6 protein-coding genes and 4 pseudogenes are annotated in these 20,553 nt (G+C 40.2%); 7 read left to right on the top strand and 3 right to left on the bottom strand.

Translation table 11 applies throughout. The features are described 5' to 3' along the window. Nucleotides 1–348: 348 nt before the first annotated feature. From ACFIJS_RS02455 to ACFIJS_RS02445, 3 genes are all read right to left on the bottom strand, one after another. Nucleotides 349–1,749, bottom strand: coding sequence for an amino acid permease (locus ACFIJS_RS02455; RefSeq protein ID WP_375649589.1), 1,401 nt, complete (start codon nt 1,747–1,749; stop codon nt 349–351). 880 nt (nt 1,750–2,629) lie between these two features. After that, nucleotides 2,630–2,881: a hypothetical protein gene (locus ACFIJS_RS02450; RefSeq protein WP_375649767.1), complete on the bottom strand. Its 252-nt coding sequence runs from the start codon at nt 2,879–2,881 to the stop codon at nt 2,630–2,632. Between the two features lie 438 nt (nt 2,882–3,319). Then, nucleotides 3,320–3,475, bottom strand: coding sequence for a hypothetical protein (locus ACFIJS_RS02445; RefSeq protein ID WP_375649587.1), 156 nt, complete (start codon nt 3,473–3,475; stop codon nt 3,320–3,322). Nucleotides 3,476–3,773: 298 nt separating this feature from the next. Here ACFIJS_RS02445 and ACFIJS_RS09360 point away from each other — a divergent pair. The 7 genes and pseudogenes from ACFIJS_RS09360 to ACFIJS_RS02390 form a co-directional block, all read left to right on the top strand. Beyond that, a pseudogene (locus ACFIJS_RS09360) lies at nt 3,774–7,463 on the top strand (type ISP restriction/modification enzyme); the annotation flags it as partial. Nucleotides 7,464–8,420: 957 nt separating this feature from the next. Next, nucleotides 8,421–10,217 (top strand): annotated as a pseudogene (locus ACFIJS_RS02415) (ShlB/FhaC/HecB family hemolysin secretion/activation protein). A 25-nt stretch (nt 10,218–10,242) separates the two neighbouring features. After that, nucleotides 10,243–17,535 (top strand): annotated as a pseudogene (locus ACFIJS_RS02410) (hemagglutinin repeat-containing protein). Between the two features lie 20 nt (nt 17,536–17,555). After that, entirely contained in the window at nt 17,556–17,960 is a 405-nt protein-coding gene (locus ACFIJS_RS02405; RefSeq protein ID WP_375643854.1) for a hypothetical protein, read from the top strand. A 68-nt stretch (nt 17,961–18,028) separates the two neighbouring features. Then, a pseudogene (locus ACFIJS_RS02400) lies at nt 18,029–19,495 on the top strand (filamentous hemagglutinin); the annotation flags it as partial. Further along, nucleotides 19,492–19,893 (top strand): hypothetical protein, encoded by a 402-nt coding sequence (locus ACFIJS_RS02395; RefSeq protein ID WP_375649576.1) that lies wholly within the window; start codon nt 19,492–19,494, stop codon nt 19,891–19,893. The pseudogene ACFIJS_RS02400 and the gene ACFIJS_RS02395, both read left to right, overlap by 4 nt. A 179-nt stretch (nt 19,894–20,072) precedes the next feature. Then, the gene (locus ACFIJS_RS02390) at nt 20,073–20,432 is read left to right on the top strand and encodes a hypothetical protein (RefSeq protein ID WP_375649574.1); all 360 of its coding nucleotides are present in this window, start codon (nt 20,073–20,075) and stop codon (nt 20,430–20,432) included. Nucleotides 20,433–20,553: the final 121 nt, after the last annotated feature.

Below are 20,553 nucleotides of genomic sequence, written 5' to 3'. Positions count from 1 at the left end.
TTAGTAAATAATGTCAGTGAAGTTTATAGAGAGTTCTTCACAGAATAGCTCGTTTCTTATCCTATTATGCAGTAAGATGCTGTTGTTTAGAGTAGTGATATAAAGTATATAAAATTTTACACATTAAGTATTTTTAGAATGCATGGTGAGTATTCAGGGCAGGGCGAGCCCATAGAGCCTTATGTAGGTGAACCATATAAGTGCTCATCAGCGTTTCCTCTTAAAAAGCCGGATTGTTTACAAACCGACGTTTATAGGAATCCTGGTTTTTTGAAGTGTGCGGAGGAGGTTAAGTAGAAAAAGGGTAACTAAAATTACCCTTTTTTTAGATGTTTTTATGTATAGACTTTATTTGTTACCTTGAGTAATTTTTTTCTTTACAAATGTAAAATAGGTTATGCCTAAGAAAATAAACCAGAATATACCGTATTTTAAAGCTGTTAGGGTATCTTCTTCTAACGTTAACAAATAGAGCATGAAAGCAAAGAAAACTAAAATTACTCCGCATACGATAACTCCTCCTGGCATTTTGTAGACGGATTGAGTATGCAAATGAGGGCGATTGCGACGATATACAATATAGCTAACCAAAATTACAGACCATACGAATAAAAATGCAATAGCTGAGATGCTCGTCACAATTGTAAAAGCAGTTATGAGGCTTGGAGAGAGTGAGGCGATTGTATATCCTATTAAAATACATAAGCAGGAAAAAAATAGAGCATTGGCTGGGACATGGTATTTGGAAAGCTTACCTAAAATTGGAGGAGCACCTTTTTGTGTTGCTAGTCCATATATCATACGGCTGGTAGAAAAAATACCACTATTTGCTGAAGAGGCAGCCGAGGTGAGAACGACAAAGTTTATCAAACCAGCAGCTATCGGAATACCAGCAAGCCAAAACATCGAAACAAAGGGGCTTTTATCTGGAACAATTTGATCCCAAGGTGTGACTGACATAATCACGGCGAGAGAAAAGATGTAAAAGAGTACAATACGCACTGGTATTGCATTAATTGCTTTTGGTAGAACTTTTTTAGGTTCTTTGACTTCAGCTGCAGTTGTTCCTGCAATTTCTATACCAACAAAAGAAAAAATGGCAATTTGAAATCCAGCAAAAAAACCTGTCATTCCTCTTGGAAAGATATTTCCATCATTCCATACGTGATTGAGAGAAGCAACAGTACCATTGGGAGAAGTAAAGCCCGTAGCGATCATATAAAAACCAACAACAATTAATGCTAAAATTGCTACGACTTTGATAAGGCCAAACCAAAATTCAAGTTCACCAAACAGTTTTACAGCAAAGAGATTAAAAATTAAAAAGAAACCAATGCAAGAAAAAACGGCAATCCATGGATTAAGCATTGGCCACCAAAAGTGCATATAAGTGATGATAGCAATAATATCTGCAGCTCCAGTTACAACCCAGCTCAACCAATAGCTCCAGCCCACAAAGAAAGCGATTCCCGGTCCTAGCATATCGGTTGAAAAATCAATAAGGGACCGGTATTGTGAATTAGAAAGCAATAATTCTCCCATAGCACGCATTACAAAGTATAGGGCACATCCGATAATAGCATAAACGAGTATGATGGAAGGGCCTGCTACACTAATTGTTTTTCCTGATCCCATGAAGAGACCTGTTCCAATCGCTCCACCGAGGGCTATAAGTTGTACGTGACGGTTATCTAGTCCACGTTGTAGCTTTATTTGAGGACCATCTTTTAAATTTTTTTTACAATTCATTTTTTTGGGGTTCCCTTTAATTATTTTGAGATTAAATTACTAAAAAATGCATCATTCTGTATCGAAGCATGATATAAATGAGGTGTAAAGGAAAAAAACGTTTTTTATGATTTTGTGTGGATAAAGAAAAGAATATGGTTTTGAAATTTGAAAAAAGAGGATATTCTTCTCTTAAATAACGTAACAGATATTTCAATAGGGAGTTTTTTATTGTTATTAATAACAAATAAATGGTTCATTAAAAGACTTGGCGGCTTTTAAAATTATTTCAGAAAGTTGTCAGAAGTCTTTATAATTTTCTTAAATTTATTATTTATAATCAGTGCATTATTTGTTATTATTCATAATGGTGTGAGTTTTAATTTTTGTTCAAATAGCGCTCGAGAGTTCTCATCTTAGTTTAAGAAACAGTTTTTATGATAGAAAATTAAAATGATTTTTAAATCACTTTTTTGTTTGTATTATGCTATCATAAATCAAAAAATTACTTTATGTTTCATAAACGAAAAGAGGAGTATTATAGCTTATTTCTTTTAAAGTGATGAATAAGGATTTTGTTTAGATATTGATAACATTTTATAAAACGTTGCGAGAAATTCACATTGTTTACACAAAAGTCCTTGAGACTATGATAAAGAAATGCAGCGTAATTCAGTTATACAAAGAAAAAAAGAACTGAGGATTGTATAAGCTCTATTAGAGGTTGAGCTATTCATAGTGAGAGACAGAATCAGAAAAAAATTACTCTATTAGCCTTGCAATTTCCTTTTGTTATCAAAAGATAAAACTATTCCTGTCGCTACATTAATCGCACCTTTTATCCGCTATTTTTTTTTAAAGCGGAGCTGGCAAATGATATAAAAATGGTTATTAAAGTAAATCATGCAAAGATGTTGAAAGAATGTATTGTGATAAGTTCAAAGCCTTTTTTAATGCTACTGCCAGAAGACAAAAATTTCGGGAAGTCCACTATGTAAAATATTGATACCTTGGGATTTAGTATTTGTGTTAAAAAACCGTCCATATAGCTGGTGAAAAGTTTTGTTTTACCGACAGTACTCGTTTCATTCGTTGATATTCTTTCTTTTGAATTTAAGCTGTGTATTCCAGATTTAATCGATTTAAAGCCCATGTATAATAAAGTGCTGCTACCTATGTGTTTTACTAAAAAACAGTGTTTTGTTGTTGAGAATGAGCGCTGATACACTGGAGAATGCCCCATGCACATATATTGCTGTACATAATTCTAAAACGTTTACAAATGCGTTCTTTCTTCCTAATCTTTTTGCCCTATCGATGATAAGGGCCATATTCAGCTCCGGTGAGATGACTAAAATTAATTGATCTTCGAGATATAATTCTATTCTGTCAAATTGAGAAAGTTTTCCTATACCCTGTGGAGTACCTGTGTATATGAGATCACTACGTTTTAGCTGAATGTATTGACTTTAAAATGATATTATCTTCTAAAGCTATAAAGCTAAAGATCATATTTTCGTATTGCCAACTTATCTTGTTTCGCCATTCAGCTTCATTGCAAAGGTTATTGGGTCGTTTATTTTTTCCTTGTTTATGAAGTCAGAGACGTATGCGGCTCCTTTAAATCCTTTCGATAAAAACCAAGGAAGCTTTTTTCTTTCAGTTTTGTTTGCAAATCCCATGCTGTGAGATCAAGACCTATTTCTACAGCATCATAGCATTCTTCTGCTTCTGTCTCCGTGACCATGAAAGCGTCCTTTGAGATTTTGAGCACGATTTTATCTTCAAAATCATTGCCAATTTCCTGAAATTACTTTATTACTTAAAGGGTGATTTGGGTCGTCTACGCAGCGATCAGTAGGGTTGGAAAGCCCTAAAGTTCGATCATAAAAATGCGCCCGCTCCGTGGGTGTCCTTAGAATTCGGAGAGTTATTGCTATGTCCAGGTGTGATAAGCACTAAAAGCAAAAAAAGCTGATTTGAACTCAGTACTTTCGGGCTTTTGGAATATTAATGCGAGGGTGCTCGCACTTGCACAAGTGCTCTTGCGTTCCTTTGCTATGTACTCTGATATGAAAGTAGGTAAGTGTCATAAAACACAAGATGATGCTGCCGAACTCGATGTCTCAGATCTCGCTCTACCAGCTACCAACGGATGCTCAAAAGCTTTGAGAAAAGAAAATAAAGTCTTAGCACATGCAATGACCGTAGTGTTTTCGGCTTACCATTCGATCTAAGTGATTGCATATGCGAAAAAGAAATATGATTTACCCGAATTTGATCTGATCATCTGTAACACATTCAATTTTAAAGAAATAGAGAAAGAATTATTAAATCTTCATAAGGTCCATAAAGATACCTTCCTCTTGACTGCAGCTTTTCTTATATTGACGGAACACAAAGTGCCAAAGAACGTAATAAAGCCCTTGATTGGCTTAAGGAAGATGTGGGAGAGAATGTCTGCTGTGTTTGCTCACCAATGTAAGATGTCTGTCTGATGGGGTGGATGTCCTTTCTCTTGATGCTATCATGTTTTACGCTTCCGTAAAAGTCATGTGGATGTGATACAGGCGGTAGGGCGTATCGTGCGTCGTGCAAAGAAAAAAACAGAGAGTCTATATTATTTTGCCCGTTGGCCTACCTGTCAGTGTCTCTGCTGAACAGGCTTCAAAATACAATAAGAGATACAAGGTTGTTGGCAAGTGATCAATGCTTCGCTTGCTCATGATGAGAATTTTGAAATACCCCTTAACCAGATGATTTTAGGTCAAAATGTCAGTTTTGTTTTGGAGATTATCGCCTTACAGAATATGATCGCGGTTGAGGATAAAATCCATATCCATGAAAAATCAGAAAATATGGGACTTGAGATTGGAAAAGTAGCTCATGAACCACATTATATTCATAGCGTGACAGGAAGATTCTCCTTTTTTGTTGAGTTTCCCAATGCCCTACAAATCCTTTTTGCTAAGAAATTTGCTATTGCAGATTATTGGAAAAATGGGGCTGGCAATGTTGCTGAGATTGCTCAAAATCATGTCACCCATCTTCAAAATCTACTTTCTGATGAAAGCAGTGAAGCCTCTCACGCTTTTGATGCATTCCATAAGGAATTAAAAAACAACTTAAACAGCAAAATCAAACAAGAGGAAGCAATTGAGATGTTAGCGTAACATCTTATAACGCGTCCCGTGTTTGAATCCTTGTTTGATGGCAATGAATTTGTACAGAATAATAACATCTCACAAGCGATGGAAAGGATTTTAGCTAAGTTGGATAAAACCAATATCAAGCAAGAGTCTAAGGAATTACAAGAGTTTTATAACAGTGAAAAATTCCGTGCCTCTGAGATTACCTCCCCTCAAGCAAGGAAAAATCTTATTATTACGCTTTATGAAAGCTTTTTTGTGTACGGTAGAAAAATTAGGCATTGTTTATACTCTTGTTGAGATTGTGGATTTTATTATTCGTTCCGTTGAGGAGGTTTTACGCAATGAGTTTGGAAAAAGCCTAGGTTCACGTGGTGTCTCCATTCCTGACCCTTTTACTGGCGCTGGGACTTTTATCACAAGGCTTTTACAATCAAATCTCATAAAACAAGAGGATATGGAATATAAATTCCGTCATGATATCCATGCCAATCAGATTGTTTTACTAGCCTATTACATAGCAGCGATTAACATTGAATCGACTTATCATAGTCTTATGAGAGGAGACTATATACCCTTCAAACATATTGGTTTGGCTGATACGTTTCAGATGCTTAAAGAAAAAGATCTTATAGATGGTATAATTAAAGAGAACAGTGAATATTTATAACGTCAGAAAAAGCTCAATATTGAAGTTATTTTTGGCAATCCTTCTTATTCAGCAGGTCAAAAAAGCGCTAATGATAATGCATAGAACATCGCTTATCCCATATTAGATAAACGTATTGGTGAAACTTATGCTGCACAATCTGAATCAATCAATATGCAAGCGCTTTATGATAGTTATATCCGTGCAATTAGACGGACAAGTGATCGTATAAAAAACACGGTGTTATTGGTTTTGTCACAAATACGAGTTTTATCCATGCATGCTCTTTAAATGGCTTGCAAAAATGCTTCATTGAGGAGTTTAGCAGCCTTTATATTTTCCATTTACCAGATAATCAACGAACCTCTGGATAACTTTCTCGAAAAGTAAGGTGGTAAAATTTTTGGTTCCGGATCTCGAGCTCTCATTGCTATCTCTATTCTTGTAAAAAAATCTAGCATCCAAACAACATGGCAAGATATATTTCCATGATATTGGAGATTACCTCATGAGACAAGAAAAAACTTACGATAATTGAATCCTTTGGTAGTATTGATGGTATTACGCGTAAACAAAGCTGGCAAATGATTACACCAGACAAGCACGGTGATTGGCTTGATCAATGTAATGACAGTTTTAAAGCATTTTTAGCCATAGGTGATAAGAAAGGGAATGATAAAAAGCTCTTTGAAAATTTTTCGTGTGGTATCGTAACGAGTCGTGACGCTTGGACATATAATATAATGCAAGCCATAAAGCTTTAATGAAAAATATGAGTGCTATGATCACTTTTTATAATAGTGAAGTAGAAAGTTTTAAAGATACCTTTCCTCATGCTGACTGTAAAACACGTAATAAAACTGTAAACAATTTCATTAACATTGATGCTACAAAGAACAGTTGAAGTACTACTCTCAAACAAGAATTGGTAAGAAGCAAATTTTCTAAATTTGAGAATAATTGCCTTATTCAAAGCCTTTATCGCCCTTTTACACGACAGTGTCTCTAATGAATCAGTTTTTCAAATGCCGCATATATTTCCTATGGGACAAGTAGTTGAAAATACAGTAATACACGTTACCGACATAGGATCAATGAAAGACTTTTCTGTATTTATGAGTAATACTGTGCCTGATTTTAAGGTGATAGAGAATGGTCAATGCTTTCCAAGATATTTTTATGAAGATATTACAGCCTTAAAAGATAATAATCAGTCACATTTGTTTACAAATACTACCGAAGAAAACAAAATCGCTGGTTTACAGAGGCGTGATGCCATTACGGATGAAGGATTAGCACATTTTAAAGCTGCTTATCCTAATGAAACTATCACTAAGGATGATCTATTCTATTATGTTTACGGTCTACTCCATTCAGAAGATTGCCGTGCTCGTTATGCTGATAAACTCTCTACAGAATTGCCTCGTATCCTTTGTGTAAAGAGTGTTGAGGATTTTTGGAAGTTTGTGACAACAGGTCGTGAACTAGGTCATTTGCCTGTAAACTATGAAAGTGTAACACCTTATCCTGTTAGCTTTAAAAAAGGAAATCCAAAACTGACTGATATCCAAAATCCTGAGAAATTCTATTATGTTACAGAAATGAAATTCGCAAAAGCTGCTAAAGATAAAGGTATATCCGAAAAGGATAAATCGACTGTTATTTATAACAGCAATACTATCATGACAGATATCCCTCTTGAAGCTTATAACTATATTGTAAATGGTAAACCTGCTCTTGAATGGGTTATGGGGCGTCAATGTGTTAAGACCGATAAAAAGAGTGGCATTGTTAATGATGCCAATTGCTATGCTGTTGAAATCGTTGGCAACCCTGCTTGTCCATTTGAGTTGTTTCAAAGGGTTATTACTGTAAATTTAGAAATAATGAAGATTGTTAAGAACCTACCAAAATTAGAAATTAGAGAAACCGAATAGACTTATAAAACATAATAACCTTACAAGGGGTATAGAATATAGCTATAATCTATACCTCTCTTTACATACAATTTTAAAAGGATAGCTTATCATGCGTTATTCTAAAAAGAGAGGCTTTGCACTTTTAAAAACTGTACTTTGGATTGCTTTAAAAATTTTAAGAAACTCCATCTTATATAAGATTAGTTTTTTTTACATTTTCTTTAAAAGATGATATCGAAATCTAAAATGATAGCTTTATTGTTTTAAAAAGCTTTGTTTAAAGAGAGTTGCATATATGTATTTACTCATAGTTTTGAAGGTGTCTAAAACCCTCAAAATACCTTCAAACTATACTATTGGTTGTATTTGTAGGTTGAAATGTTGATATAGATTGTTTTTTTAATTTGATAAATATTTAACCTATTGAAATATATTCATTTTTATTTTTTTCATTTGAAAAAAATGATATAGAGTCCAGAAAGAACTGACAAAAATGACTCCATTTTCTTTGGAGAAAGGTTACTTTGATGAGAGTGCCATTAAAAGAGTTTTGCGTGGTTGTCTTGAAAGGCTCTCAAAAAGATTTCTTATTGTTTGCTATGATGGTTTTTGACGACAGGATGTGCTTGATAGCATGATGTCTCGTTGATATGCGTGTCGTATTGAGTGGATTAGAGGAGCTGGAGAGTGAATTTATCTCTAATTATTGATAAGTATATTGTAGCGTTAAACTGGGGATATTGATGTATTAAACGATATTGATGTATTAAACATTGACGTGCTAAACAGTTTTGGTTAGAGGTCTTTTTATATAAATATGGGGGAGAGATTTTCAGCAGTTAAAATAAAGCAGTTTTTCTAGTGTCACTTTTCTTTGGTTGCAGAGGCATGTGCTTTTGTTAAAAGCGTTATAGGGCAGTGGCTGTTTTGAGTGGACTTGTTAGCGGTTCATGAAGTTTTTTTAAAGAGTGCTTCATGAATAGTGCAAAGCGGGGGCAATCTGTATTGTTTTGTGTATTTTTACGGCAAAGTTCTCTTTTGAGAATTTTTCGTGCCATTTTTGTTTTAGTTGGCTTGTTTACAGGTGTAAGTGTTTATGCGCGCTCCTCAGCTATTTTTCATTCCCCAACAGATAATTTTTCTCGCGGTTATTCAGAAAAGCAGCAATTAGAAAGAATTGAAAAATTACGGGCTTTAACGCCTAAAAGGATAAAGACGCCTTCGGAGCAAAATCCAGAAACGCTTTTGAATGGGAAACAATGTTTTCCAATTCATGCTCTTGTTGTTGAGGGAGTGCATCATGTCAAAAGGCGCTCTATATCAGCCGTAACAGAGCCTTATGTTGGAAGATGTATTGGGCTTTCTGATATCCAGCTCTTAATCAAGCAGTTAACCAAAGTTTATTTGGATCAAGGCTATGTAACGGCGCGTTTTTACATTCCTGATCAAGATATCAAAAACAGCAAGGCGCTCAAATTTGTTGTCGTTGAGGGCAAGCTCTCAGAGATTTACTATAATGGTTCACCGACGTCTCGTTATAACAATGTTGTGTGGAGTGCTTTTCCTGGGCTTCAAGGTCATGTTCTGAATATGCGCGATATTGAACAGGGGCTTGATCAGATCAACCGTTTGAGTTCAGCGCACGCTCAAAGTGACCTTCTTCCAGGGCGTGAAGAAGGGAGCACCATTGTCAATATTAGCAATCATCCTGAGAAAGCTTTCAAGGTTACTGTTTCGCATGACAATATGGGACAAGCCTCCACAGGTTATGCGCGTTATAGTGCGGGCTTGAGGGTAGAAAATATTTTAGGGATGAATGATGCGTGGGATTTTAACTATCAACGCAGTCAATTAGATTATTGGGGTGGGAGCAAGCAAGAAGGACATAGTAATAATCTTTCAGCGAGTGTGAGTATTCCATACGGTTATTGGACCTTTGGATTGAATGGCACTGTTTATAATTACCAAAGCATTATCCCTGGCAATTTTACCGATATTGAGACGACGGGGGATTCCAGTGAGTTGCACGCCAGTACAAGCAGGGTTCTTTACCGTGATAGTGTTTCCCTTACAACTTTGAATTTAGGTCTTTCTTATAAAAGAACCAACAATTACTTCCTTGGTAATAAGATAGAGGTTGGCAGCCGTCAATATAGCGTCGCCAATTTTGGGATTTCACATTCGCGCCAGATGTTGGGGGGGACCTAGACCTTTGATGTGAGTTATTTGCAAGGTCTTCCCTTGTTTCATTCAGTAAAGAAACATGCGCCAGAGGCAGGGGATGCGGAGCCACAATTTGCCAAATTTACCGGCACACTCAGTGCTATGACGCCTTTTAAGGTTGGAGGCTTGGACTTTATCCTGAGCAATCTTTTGAGTGGTCAATATTCACCGCATAATTTACTGGGGGCTGAGCAGATTTCGTTGGGGGGCGCTTCGAATGTTCGTGGTACGCGTGAGAGTTTGCTTTTTGGCAATAACGGTTTTTTTAGCCGGAATGATTTGTTGCTACGCACCATTCCGTGGAACAATCACGCAACCTTCAAAAAGGTTTTGGGGGAACTTCGTCCCTTTGTTGGTTTGGATTATGGGCGTGTGTTTTCGCAAGTTTTGTATGGGGTTAAGAGTGACCAGCTTGCTGGTTGGACAGCGGGTGTCAAGCTTGCGGGGGGCATGGTCTCTCTTGATGCCAGTTATTCGAGTATTTTCTGGAGCACAGTTAAGCACAAAAAATCAGGAACATTTTTTATGACATTAACAATGGAACTTTAAGCATTTTTTATTGGGGAGTTAACGTATGAGATATGAGAAGAGAGAAGAAAGAGCAGCTTTATTGGGCGTTTTAGTTTCTAGTACGATGCTCAAAAAGGTTTTATTTGGGGGACTTGGTTTTTCTTTTCTGTTCCAATCTCAAGCGGTTCAGGCGCAAATTGCAGTTGATGCTAACGCTCATGCCGCCCATCGTCCGGATATAGTGGCAGCGCCCAATGGGGTTCCCTCGATTGATATTGTCACGCCCAATGGCAAGGGCTTATCACACAATAAATATAACGATTTTAATATTGGCAATGCGGGTGTGATTTGGAATAATCATGCGCAAGAAGTGGGGCAATCGCATTTGGGGGGCATTATGCCGGGCAATCCGCATTTGCGTTTCACGGGTTCAGCGAAAGTGATTTTAAATGAAGTCACCAGCAGCAAGCGCAGTGCCTTGAATGGTCCAGGAGAGGTTTTTGGGAGCCCAGCCGATGTGATTATAGCCAATCCCAATGGGATAAGCTGTGATGGTTGTGGCTTTATCAATACGCCCCATGCGACCTTAACCACAGGTGTTCCCGAAATTGATGCGAGCGGTTTTTTGAAAGGCTTTGAAGTGCGAGGTGAGGATATTACCTTTGGCGCCAAGGGAGCCAATTTTTTCTCTGGCCAAGGGGCTGTTGATATTATCGATATTGTCTCACGCACAGTGCATTTTGAAGGAACTGTTGCGGGCAGACTGTTTCTCAAACAATTCTGTCGCATCAAAATGTTGCCATTCAAGCACAACCAGAAACAAATGCCCCCGTTCATTTTGGGCAGCTTTTAGCTCATGGCAAGGCAAATATTGAGGGCGGGGCAGTTGACTTTTCTTCACTGATGACGGGTGAAGAAGCTGTTTTAAAGGTTGGCGGCCTTGATGCAGGCACACTGATGACAGGTGTCGTTTCTACGGGCGGTTCAGGGGATCTTGTTTTAGATGAAAACGGTTCCCTTATGATTACAGCAAAAGAAGGGGTGAAGGTTGGTCAGATTGCCAGTGGTGGCAATATTGAAATTTTTGCAGGCAACGACATTTATTATGATCAGGTCATAGGCTATGGCAACGCAACATTGACGTCGGTATCAGGAGAGATCAGTGTTGAGAATGTGCTGTCTGCTGAGGGGGATGTGAGATTGACAGCGAACACTCTCGATTTGAGCAATAATCGTTCTCATATTTATACGCCGCAAACGCTGTATTTAATTGCAGATCATATTGATGTCTCGGGCAGCGAATTGACTTATGGCGGTTTAGACTTTCAAATCACCAATGCCCTTGAGATTCACAATGCACGGCTACAAGCCGTGACAGATGAGGGAGGGACTGGAGATATTCTCTTTGTTGCCCCAAGCGTTATAGTTGATGAGACAACGTCGATTTTAGCAGCCAGAGATTTCGTGATCAAGACGGGAGAGCTTGGAAATAGTAGTCAATTGGCATCGGGGCAGGATTTAGCCTTTAGCGTGACGGGCAATGTGATCAACAACAAAACGGGCTTAATTTATGTGAAGGGCAATGGTGCCTTACAAGTCGATGGCGCAGTGTTGAATGATTTTGGCACCATAATGGCAGAAGGTGATTTATCTTTCACCAATGCGGCTGGCAGCGGAAAAAGCCTTTCCCTTGTCAATAAAGCAGGCTTTATTCAAGCTGGTGGAAACTTAAATATCCAAACCAACACCCTGAAAAACGAAGCCGATAGCACGCCTGTCATCACGGAAAAAACGGAATATAGCGATATTTCATTCCAAAAACCAAAGGGTTCTGGTCAACTCAGTGATGGGATGTTATATCAAGATGCGAAAGTTGGTCTTTGGGGACAAGGGCACGAATATCAAGATGATAACGGAGTTTGGAAAGGACACTTATACATTTACTTAGATAATCCACTTTGGAATAGTAAAGAAGAAACCTATGGCACCGCAATTTCAAGCGACGGAACAGTCTATAAGGCTTTTATTTGGAAATATATTGACGAAAGAAACTCTGTAGAACAGTATCGATGGAATGGTGATAGGTGGAAGGCAGGAGGGATCTGGTCAATAAACGAACACTGGTCACATATGACAGAAAAGACTGTCACACAAAGGTTTTCGCATAAACCGACGGTTCAGGGGATGATACAATCTAGTGGCAATCTCATCATTAACGCTGATACCATTGACAACCATTATAGCACTATAGAAGCGGGGGGTAATGCCGATATCCACGCTGGTGTGCTGACCAATCTGGGTGCAACGGCTTATAAAAAAACCTATATGGGGTGTAATGCCAATACGCAGGATGGTTATTGTTATGGCTATAAAGCTGATGGAAGCCGCGATGTTTCTTTAGATATAGTCAAATGGCAAGGATCGCCAAACTGGCTCAGAAGCTTTGGAGAGCGTCCCTGGTCTTGTTCAAGCGGGTGGCACGTTGAATTTGGTGGTCGATCAACTCAATAACACGGCAGCGGAAGGTTCGATTACAGGGGATGCGTATTTTAAAGCACAAGCAGCTGAACGTAAACCACTGGAGGAGCTGAGTGGTTTAACCGGGGCTGGCGCTCTCTTTACACCAAAAGTGGATCTCAATAATGCAGGGGAACTTGCTGAGGGGTTCCCTTTACCAAAGCCCCAATCGGGTGGGGTTGGTGGCACGCTGCCCAACCAGAATTTCATTTATGAAACGCGTGCGGAATTCCTTGATGTTGGCAAGTTTTATGGCTCAGCCTATTTTTTGAACAGAATTGGCTACAATCCTGATAGAGAGATTTTTTTCTTAGGCGATTCCTATTTTGAAAAACAATTGATTGAAAAACAAATGCGTGATCTTGTTGGTCAAGGGTTGGGCAAAGGCTCCTTTATTCCTGGAAGTGATGCCATTGAACAAGTCAAAACCTTGCTGGATGGTGGGGCAGACTATGCAAAAGCCCACAATCTCCCCTTTGGTGAGGCTTTGAGTGAAGAACAATTGGCGTCCCTAGAAGCGCCGATGGTGATTTATGTGCGTCAACAGGTCAAGGGCATGGATGTTTATGCACCGGTGCTTTACCTTCCAGAAAAGGAGAGAGCCTCCTTTGTCTCTGCTGGGGCTTTGATCATGGGCGATGATGTCAATATCACCAGCCAAAATACAAGCAATTCTACAATAACCAATTCAGGGCGGATTGCGGCAAACCACCAATTGCATGTGCATGGCGGGGATATCTTTAGTCAAGGAGGGCATTTTGCGGCGGGTGGTGATGCTGTTTTATTTGCGGAGAACAACATTCGTTTGGATACAGGGCGCACAAGCGTTGACGGCGTGGAGACAGTATTAAACACCGAGGCACTTTCTGCTGGTGGTAATGCAACGGTGATTGCTAAACAAGATATCACCGCCTCAGGGGTGGGGATCACCACCGGGGGTGATCTTGCCATGGCTACAGAAGAAGGCAACTTGACGATCGGTTCAGCAGAAACCCTTTACCATGATGAGCAGGGTGATGCCACCATGCATCATAAATCGGAAGTCAACTCTGGAGGCTCAACAACGCTTTCCTCTGGACAAGATTTGAATATTTTAGGCTCTGATGTTCAAGCAACGGATAAACTTCTCTTGCAAGCTGAGAGGAATGTTTCGATTGATGCCACACGCAACAGTATGGACAATCAGAGTGGGAGTGAAACCTCTCATGTTGCCTTGCACAATGGCTCTCATTTAAGTTCTGGAAAAGAGAGCACTGTTCTATCGGGTGGCGATATCCATATTGCTGCTTCCGATATAGATGCCAAGGGCAATGTTGGACTTGGCGCCCAAGGGGAGATAACAATAGGGGTGAGAAATGATGAGATGGAGTATCATCTTCAGAGCAACAATACGAAAGTAGATATGCAAGCCTCTCATGCCGTTGGCTCTTTGATAAAATCGGGAGGTGATACCACTGTCATTGCAGGGCAGGATGGCAAATCGCATGATCTTAGCATTACAGGGAGTTCCATTGCGGCTGAGGGCAAGGTGGTGCTGAAAGCCAGCAACGATGTTTTGATCAATAATGCAGAGGATGGCTTACATTATGAGATGTCGTATCACAAAGAGGGTGGAGCATTTAGTAGCAGCAAATCTGAGCATAACAAGGTGGATGCTGTCCAAGTTGTGGGGTCAAGCATAACAGGGGGGCAAGGCGTTGCCATTGACTCAGGAAACAATACGGAAGTTGTCGCCTCGACGCTCATAGCCGGTAAGGCAGAGGAAACGTCAGGAAAGGAAACACTGGGAGATCAGAAACAAGCGGATATTACCATTCATTCTGGGGGAAAGATTGTCATCAAAGGCGCTAAAGAACAGTTGGATCAACAAGCACAATCCTCATCAAGTGGCTTTTTGCATGAAAAATCGTCCGATACATCTCAATCGCATAGCACAACGGTCTCCTCTGTTCTGGGAGCAACGGGCAACATTATCACACAATCAGACAAAGAGACCACAATCACTGCTTCTCATCTGCTTTCCGGTCAAGATATCAATGTGAGCGGAGAAAGTGTGACGATTGATGGCATGACAGATCACCATAGCAGCCATTCAGAGACCCATGAAACGGGTTTTGGTGTGGGATCAGGCAAGGGCTTTGTGTCGATATACGGGAGTGAGGGAAAGACAGAAAATGAAGAGAGTTTTGAGCATCAAGGCTCTTCTCTCAATGCGGATGGCAATATCACCATCACTGCCAAGAAAAAAGATGTGAAAATTGTTGGCTCTGATTTTACTGCAGGGGAAAATATTCATGTTTCGGCAGCCCATGATATCAATGTTTTACCGGGTCACAATCGTCATAGGGCAAGCTCAAAGGAAGAACGCACAAGCTTTGGCATTCAGTTTGAAAAGAGCAACAGCGGTGCTTCTGTAGGTGTTGGAATTGCAAGCGCCAAAGATACGGGCGATCAATGGGAAACCACTTCCACACAATCACACATCACGGCACGCCAAGATGTGCAGATTACTGCTGACAATGATGTGAATTTACAAGCGACAAATGTTTTGGCGGATCATGATGTAAACATTGATGCCGGCAATAATATCACGCTTTCGGAAAGCTACGATACCTCTAACGCAAAAGAAAAACATGAAAAGTCCTTTGCTGGTGTGACAGGCTCTGTCAATGTAGGCATTCTTGGTACAGTAAAAGATGTAAGGGATGCAGCAAAACGTTTTGGTCATGGGGATACAAAACACAAAATCGGTAATGGTCTTATTGCTGGTCTAAAAGGCTATGATCTCTATAGCAAAGGCAAAGGTCTTTATGATGGGATGAAGGGTGGAAACAAACAGTCTATTCGTGATATTGCTGATGTTTCTGCCAGCGTAACCTTGGGCTTTAAGACAGAGAAGGCAGAAGCCTCTGTTCAGACCTCCACAGCGGTAACAGATAGTATAGAAGGCGGGCGCGCTGTTAATATGCATGCCCACAAAGGCAGCATCCATGCTGTTGGCGCTGATATTATCGCTGGTACCAATCCAGTCTGTGCAAATGATGAGCAGAGTGGGAATATCACCATGGAAGCAGGTGAAGATATCACCTTTGAAAGTGCGCAAAACACGCAAAGCACACAAAATCATACGCAAAGCGCTTCAATGAATGTTGGGTATAGTTATGGTACTGGTGGTACAGGGTGGATGGGGAATACTTCTTTTGGTAAAGGCAAGGGTTCCAGTGAGGAGGTTCACCAGAAGAACAGCCATATTATAGGCACCGGCACTGTTCACACCAGCAGTGGAGAGGATACCACATTGGCAGGCGCCGTGGTTTCTGGAGAGCGTGTAGAAATGGAAGTAGGGGGTGATTTTACCGTTGTCAGCCGCAGTGATACGGGACAAAGTTCCAGCAAGCAAGACTCTTTTTCTATTGGTTATAATAGTCGAGAAAAGGAGGGTACAGCCTCAACCAATATATCCTTGAACAAGGATAAATCTTCTAGCGATTATCACAGCGTTGTGGAGCAATCAGGCATTAAAGCGGGTGATGGCGGTTTTAAGATCAACGTTAAAGACAAAACGACCCTAACCGGAGGTATTATTGAAAGCACCGCGCCGGCAGATAAAAACAGCCTGACCACAGGAAGCATCAGCACCAGTGACATCAGCAACAGTGCGCATGCGCAAGCTAGCAGTCATGGGATCAGCATTTCTGCAGGTGGTCCGATGTATCAGGGCAAATATGGTGTTGGGAAAAACATTGCTAAAAATGTCTTAGATCATTCAAAAGCTAAAGATTCAGAGGAAGGATATACCAAATCCGCTATCAGCAATGGCACCATCGTCTTGACTGATGAAGCAGGGCAGAAGGCATTAACAGGACAAGATGTTGAACAAGCCATAGCCTCCCTTAATCGTGATACTGCCACCGCCCATAAGGGTGTACAACAGCTCGATGTAGGCAAGCTGGAACAAATCGTCCATGAAAACCGCGAAATGGCAACCCAACTCTTAGAAGAAGGGTTTAAAGTGAGCGATGACTCCTATAAAACCATGTTTATCAAAGAACACCCCATCGCTGCGGTCGACCGTGATGAAAAGGGCAATATACTCTATGAAATAGATGCAAATGGACAGTATATCACAGACGCTCGTGGACAACCAATACCTCACGCACATTATTTAACGGATGAGGAAAAGCAGCATTTGCAAGAAGGCTCTGATGGCAAGGTGCATGTGTCCTTTAATGGCATCTTTACGCCACCCTATGAAGCTGCTGTTTATGCAGAGCAACATGCGGAGAATAAAAATGAACCGCTTTATTTTGTTGTGTTCCCAGAAGCTGATTCTGCTATCTCAGAACTTCTAGTCGCGGGCTATCAGAAGTTTATGGAAAATAACTTTTGGGGTTTGACCAATTCAACACAAGAAGCAAAAGATTTGATGTATAGCTATGGTCTTACAGGATTAGAACTTTATGGACATAGCCGTGGGACAATGACATTGGGGAATATGCTGAATTCTTTCAAACAAGAAGGTGTGCACGGAATAGCCGACAACACGAATATCAATTTCTATGGACCAGCCTTTAATGTTTTAGTTGCATCCGGTCTGTTAGGTTATGTGAGTGACGGCAAACAAACTACCATTGGCTTTGATGGGCATAGATTTGACTTTGTAAGCAGATTGATTGGCGGCAATGGCTCTACTTACGAGACAGTGCCTGCTGGTAGTAACATGTTTAAAGAAACATGGAATATGTTCTCAAATCCTTACAATCCTCATACTTGCCTTGGACATGCGGGGCGTATGTGCAGCATACTTTACGGCCCTTCTCATCGTGAACAAAAACCTTGAATTAGATCATGGAGGAAAAAATGAAACAAACCTTAAAATTATTAAGTGCGATAACTCTATTAAGTATAGCTGGATGTCAGTTTAATAAAACTCCCCCAGGAGATGTGGCTGCGTGGAAAAAGCCAGGAGCAGGTTTTACAGAGGTAGGAAAAGCCTTGTTAGAATGCGGTCTGCCAAGCCTTATTAATGCTGATACAGAAAATAGAAAGCTCAGCTACAATGCAAATGCAACCATTGATGCTTGCATGCTCCAAGCGGGATTTCGCTATAAATATGATGTGGGGGGAGGCTGGTGTGGAAATTATAAAGCGGAAAACTTGCCCATTTGTCGTCCAGGTGCTGTGATCCCGAGGCCCAGTGTCAAGAAGCGCTTAAATAGCCCTTATTGTAAAAAATATAAAAATGCACCTGAATGCAAACCTTAAGTGTTTCTATTGGTGATGATCAACAATCTGCCATCCTTGCCTTTGCTTGGAATGGCGGGATTGTTTTTTCCAGTAAGCAAAACTCTGTTTCCATTGGGTATAATAGCCGAGAAAAGGATGGTACAGCCACAACCAATATTTCATTGAACAAGAATAAATCTTCTAGCAATTATCATAGTGTTGTGGAACAATCAGGCATCAAGGCGGGTGATGGCGGCTTTAAGATCAACGTTAAAGATAAAACGACCCTAACCGGAGGTATTATTGAAAGCACCGCGCCGGCAGAAAAAAACAGCCTGACCACAGGAAGCATCAGCACCAGTGACATCAGCAACAGTGCGCATGCGCAAGCTAGCAGTCATGGGATCAGCATTTCTGCAGGTGGTCCGATGTATCAGGGCAAATATGGTGTTGGGAAAAACATTGCTAAAAATGTCTTAGATCATTCAAAAGCTAAAGATTCAGAGGAAGGATATACCAAATCCGCTATCAGCAATGGCACCATCGTCTTGACTGATGAAGCAGGGCAGAAGGCATTAACAGGACAAGATGTTGAACAAGCCATAGCCTCCCTTAATCGTGATACTGCCACCGCCCATAAGGGTGTACAACAGCTCGATGTAGGCAAGCTGGAACAAATCGTCCATGAAAACCGCGAAATGGCAACCCAACTCTTAGAAGAAGGGTTTAAAGTGAGCGATGACTCCTATAAAACCATGTTTATCAAAGAACACCCCATCGCTGCGGTCGACCGTGATGAAAAGGGCAATATACTCTATGAAATAGATGCAAATGGACAGTATATCACAGACGCTCGTGGACAACCAATACCTCACGCACATTATTTAACGGATGAGGAAAAGCAGCATTTGCAAGAAGGCTCTGATGGCAAGGTGCATGTGTCCTTTAATGGCATCTTTACGCCACCCTATGAAGCTGCTGTTTATGCAGAGCAACATGCGGAGAATAAAAATGAACCGCTTTATTTTGTTGTGTTCCCAGAAGCTGATTCTGCTATCTCAGAACTTCTAGTCGCGGGCTATCAGAAGTTTATGGAAAATAACTTTTGGGGTTTGACCAATTCAACACAAGAAGCAAAAGATTTGATGTATAGCTATGGTCTTACAGGATTAGAACTTTATGGACATAGCCGTGGGACAATGACATTGGGGAATATGCTGAATTCTTTCAAACAAGAAGGTGTGCACGGAATAGCCGACAACACGAATATCAATCTCTATGGACCAGCCTTCAATGTTTTAGTTGCATCCGGTCTGTTAGGTTATGTGAGTGGTGGCAAACAAACCACTATTGGCTTTGATGGGCATAGATATGACTTTGTAAGTCGATGGATTGGCGGCAATGGCTATACTTACGAGACAGCACCTGCTGGTAGTAACTGGTCGAAAGAAACATGGAACATGTTCACAAATCCTTACAATCCCCATACTTGCCTTGGAGATGCGGGTCCAAAATGTCGAGATATATATGGACTTTCCCATCGAGTACAATTCCCTTTAAGGAGTAAAAAATGAAACAAACTTTAAAATTATTAAGCGCTGTAACTTTGTTAAGTATCGCTGGATGTCAGTTTAATAAAACTCCTGCAGGATACTTCACGGTGTGGGAGAAATCAGGAGCAGATCGGCTTGAGGTAAAAAAAGCACTTTTAGAATGTGGAATGCCAGCTCCTTATGATGTATTTCCAGAAAACAGAAATTTAAGCAACAATGCATGGGCAACCATAGAAGCTTGTATGATTCAAGCTGGTTTCCATGATAAATATGATAGGGGGGGCTGGTGTGGAAATCATAAAGCCGAAAACTTGCCCATTTGTCGTCCAGGCGCTGTGATCCCGAGGCGCAGTGTCAAGAAGCGCTTAAATAGCCCGTTTTGTAAAAAGCATCCAGAACAATATGAATGCAAACCTTAAGTCTTTCTTGTGATGATCAACAATCTGCCATCCTTGCCTTCGCTTGGAATGGCGGGATTGTTTTCTCAATCCATCATCTCAATTTAGTCCTAACCTGTCTTGAACACAGTATGAACAGAAAATATCAACAGGCTTATAAGCTTTTTTATTGTAAATAAATCCATTGAAAGAGGGGAAAAATGAAGAAAATCTTAAAACTATTGAGTTGCATGGCTCTGTTAAGTATCACTGGATGTGTTAACTCAATTCCCTCACTTTCTCCAGCATTATGGAGAAATAAAATACTTTTAGAATGTGGAGTACCGGACCTTAATAAGGTTGTGGCGCTAGATTTGAATCAATTTGCTAGTATTGAAATGTGTATGGCGCAATCAGGTTTTCGTCCTAGCTTTACAATACAAGAATGGTGTGAGAACCATAAATCGGATAATCTTCCCATATGTCGTCCTGGTGCTGTCATGCTTCAGCGAAGTGTTGAGAGACGCTTAAATAGCCCGTTTTGTAAAAAGCATTCAGAACAACTTGAATGCAAACCTTAAGTCTTGCTTCAGCAGAGAAAGTCTTGAATTTACAGCAAATAAAGCTCTAGGGTGATAAGCTTGAGAAAGCCTTGTCCGTCCTTACGTGACAAGTTTTTTTATGCTGCGTCGTTACAACGTT

Origin of the sequence: Bartonella sp. OT172YNZD (genome assembly GCF_042193725.1) — a bacterium.
Lineage (GTDB): Bacteria > Pseudomonadota > Alphaproteobacteria > Rhizobiales > Rhizobiaceae > Bartonella > Bartonella grahamii_A.
Note: the sequence above shows the minus strand (reverse complement) of the source record. Positions and strands in the feature narration are given on the sequence as shown.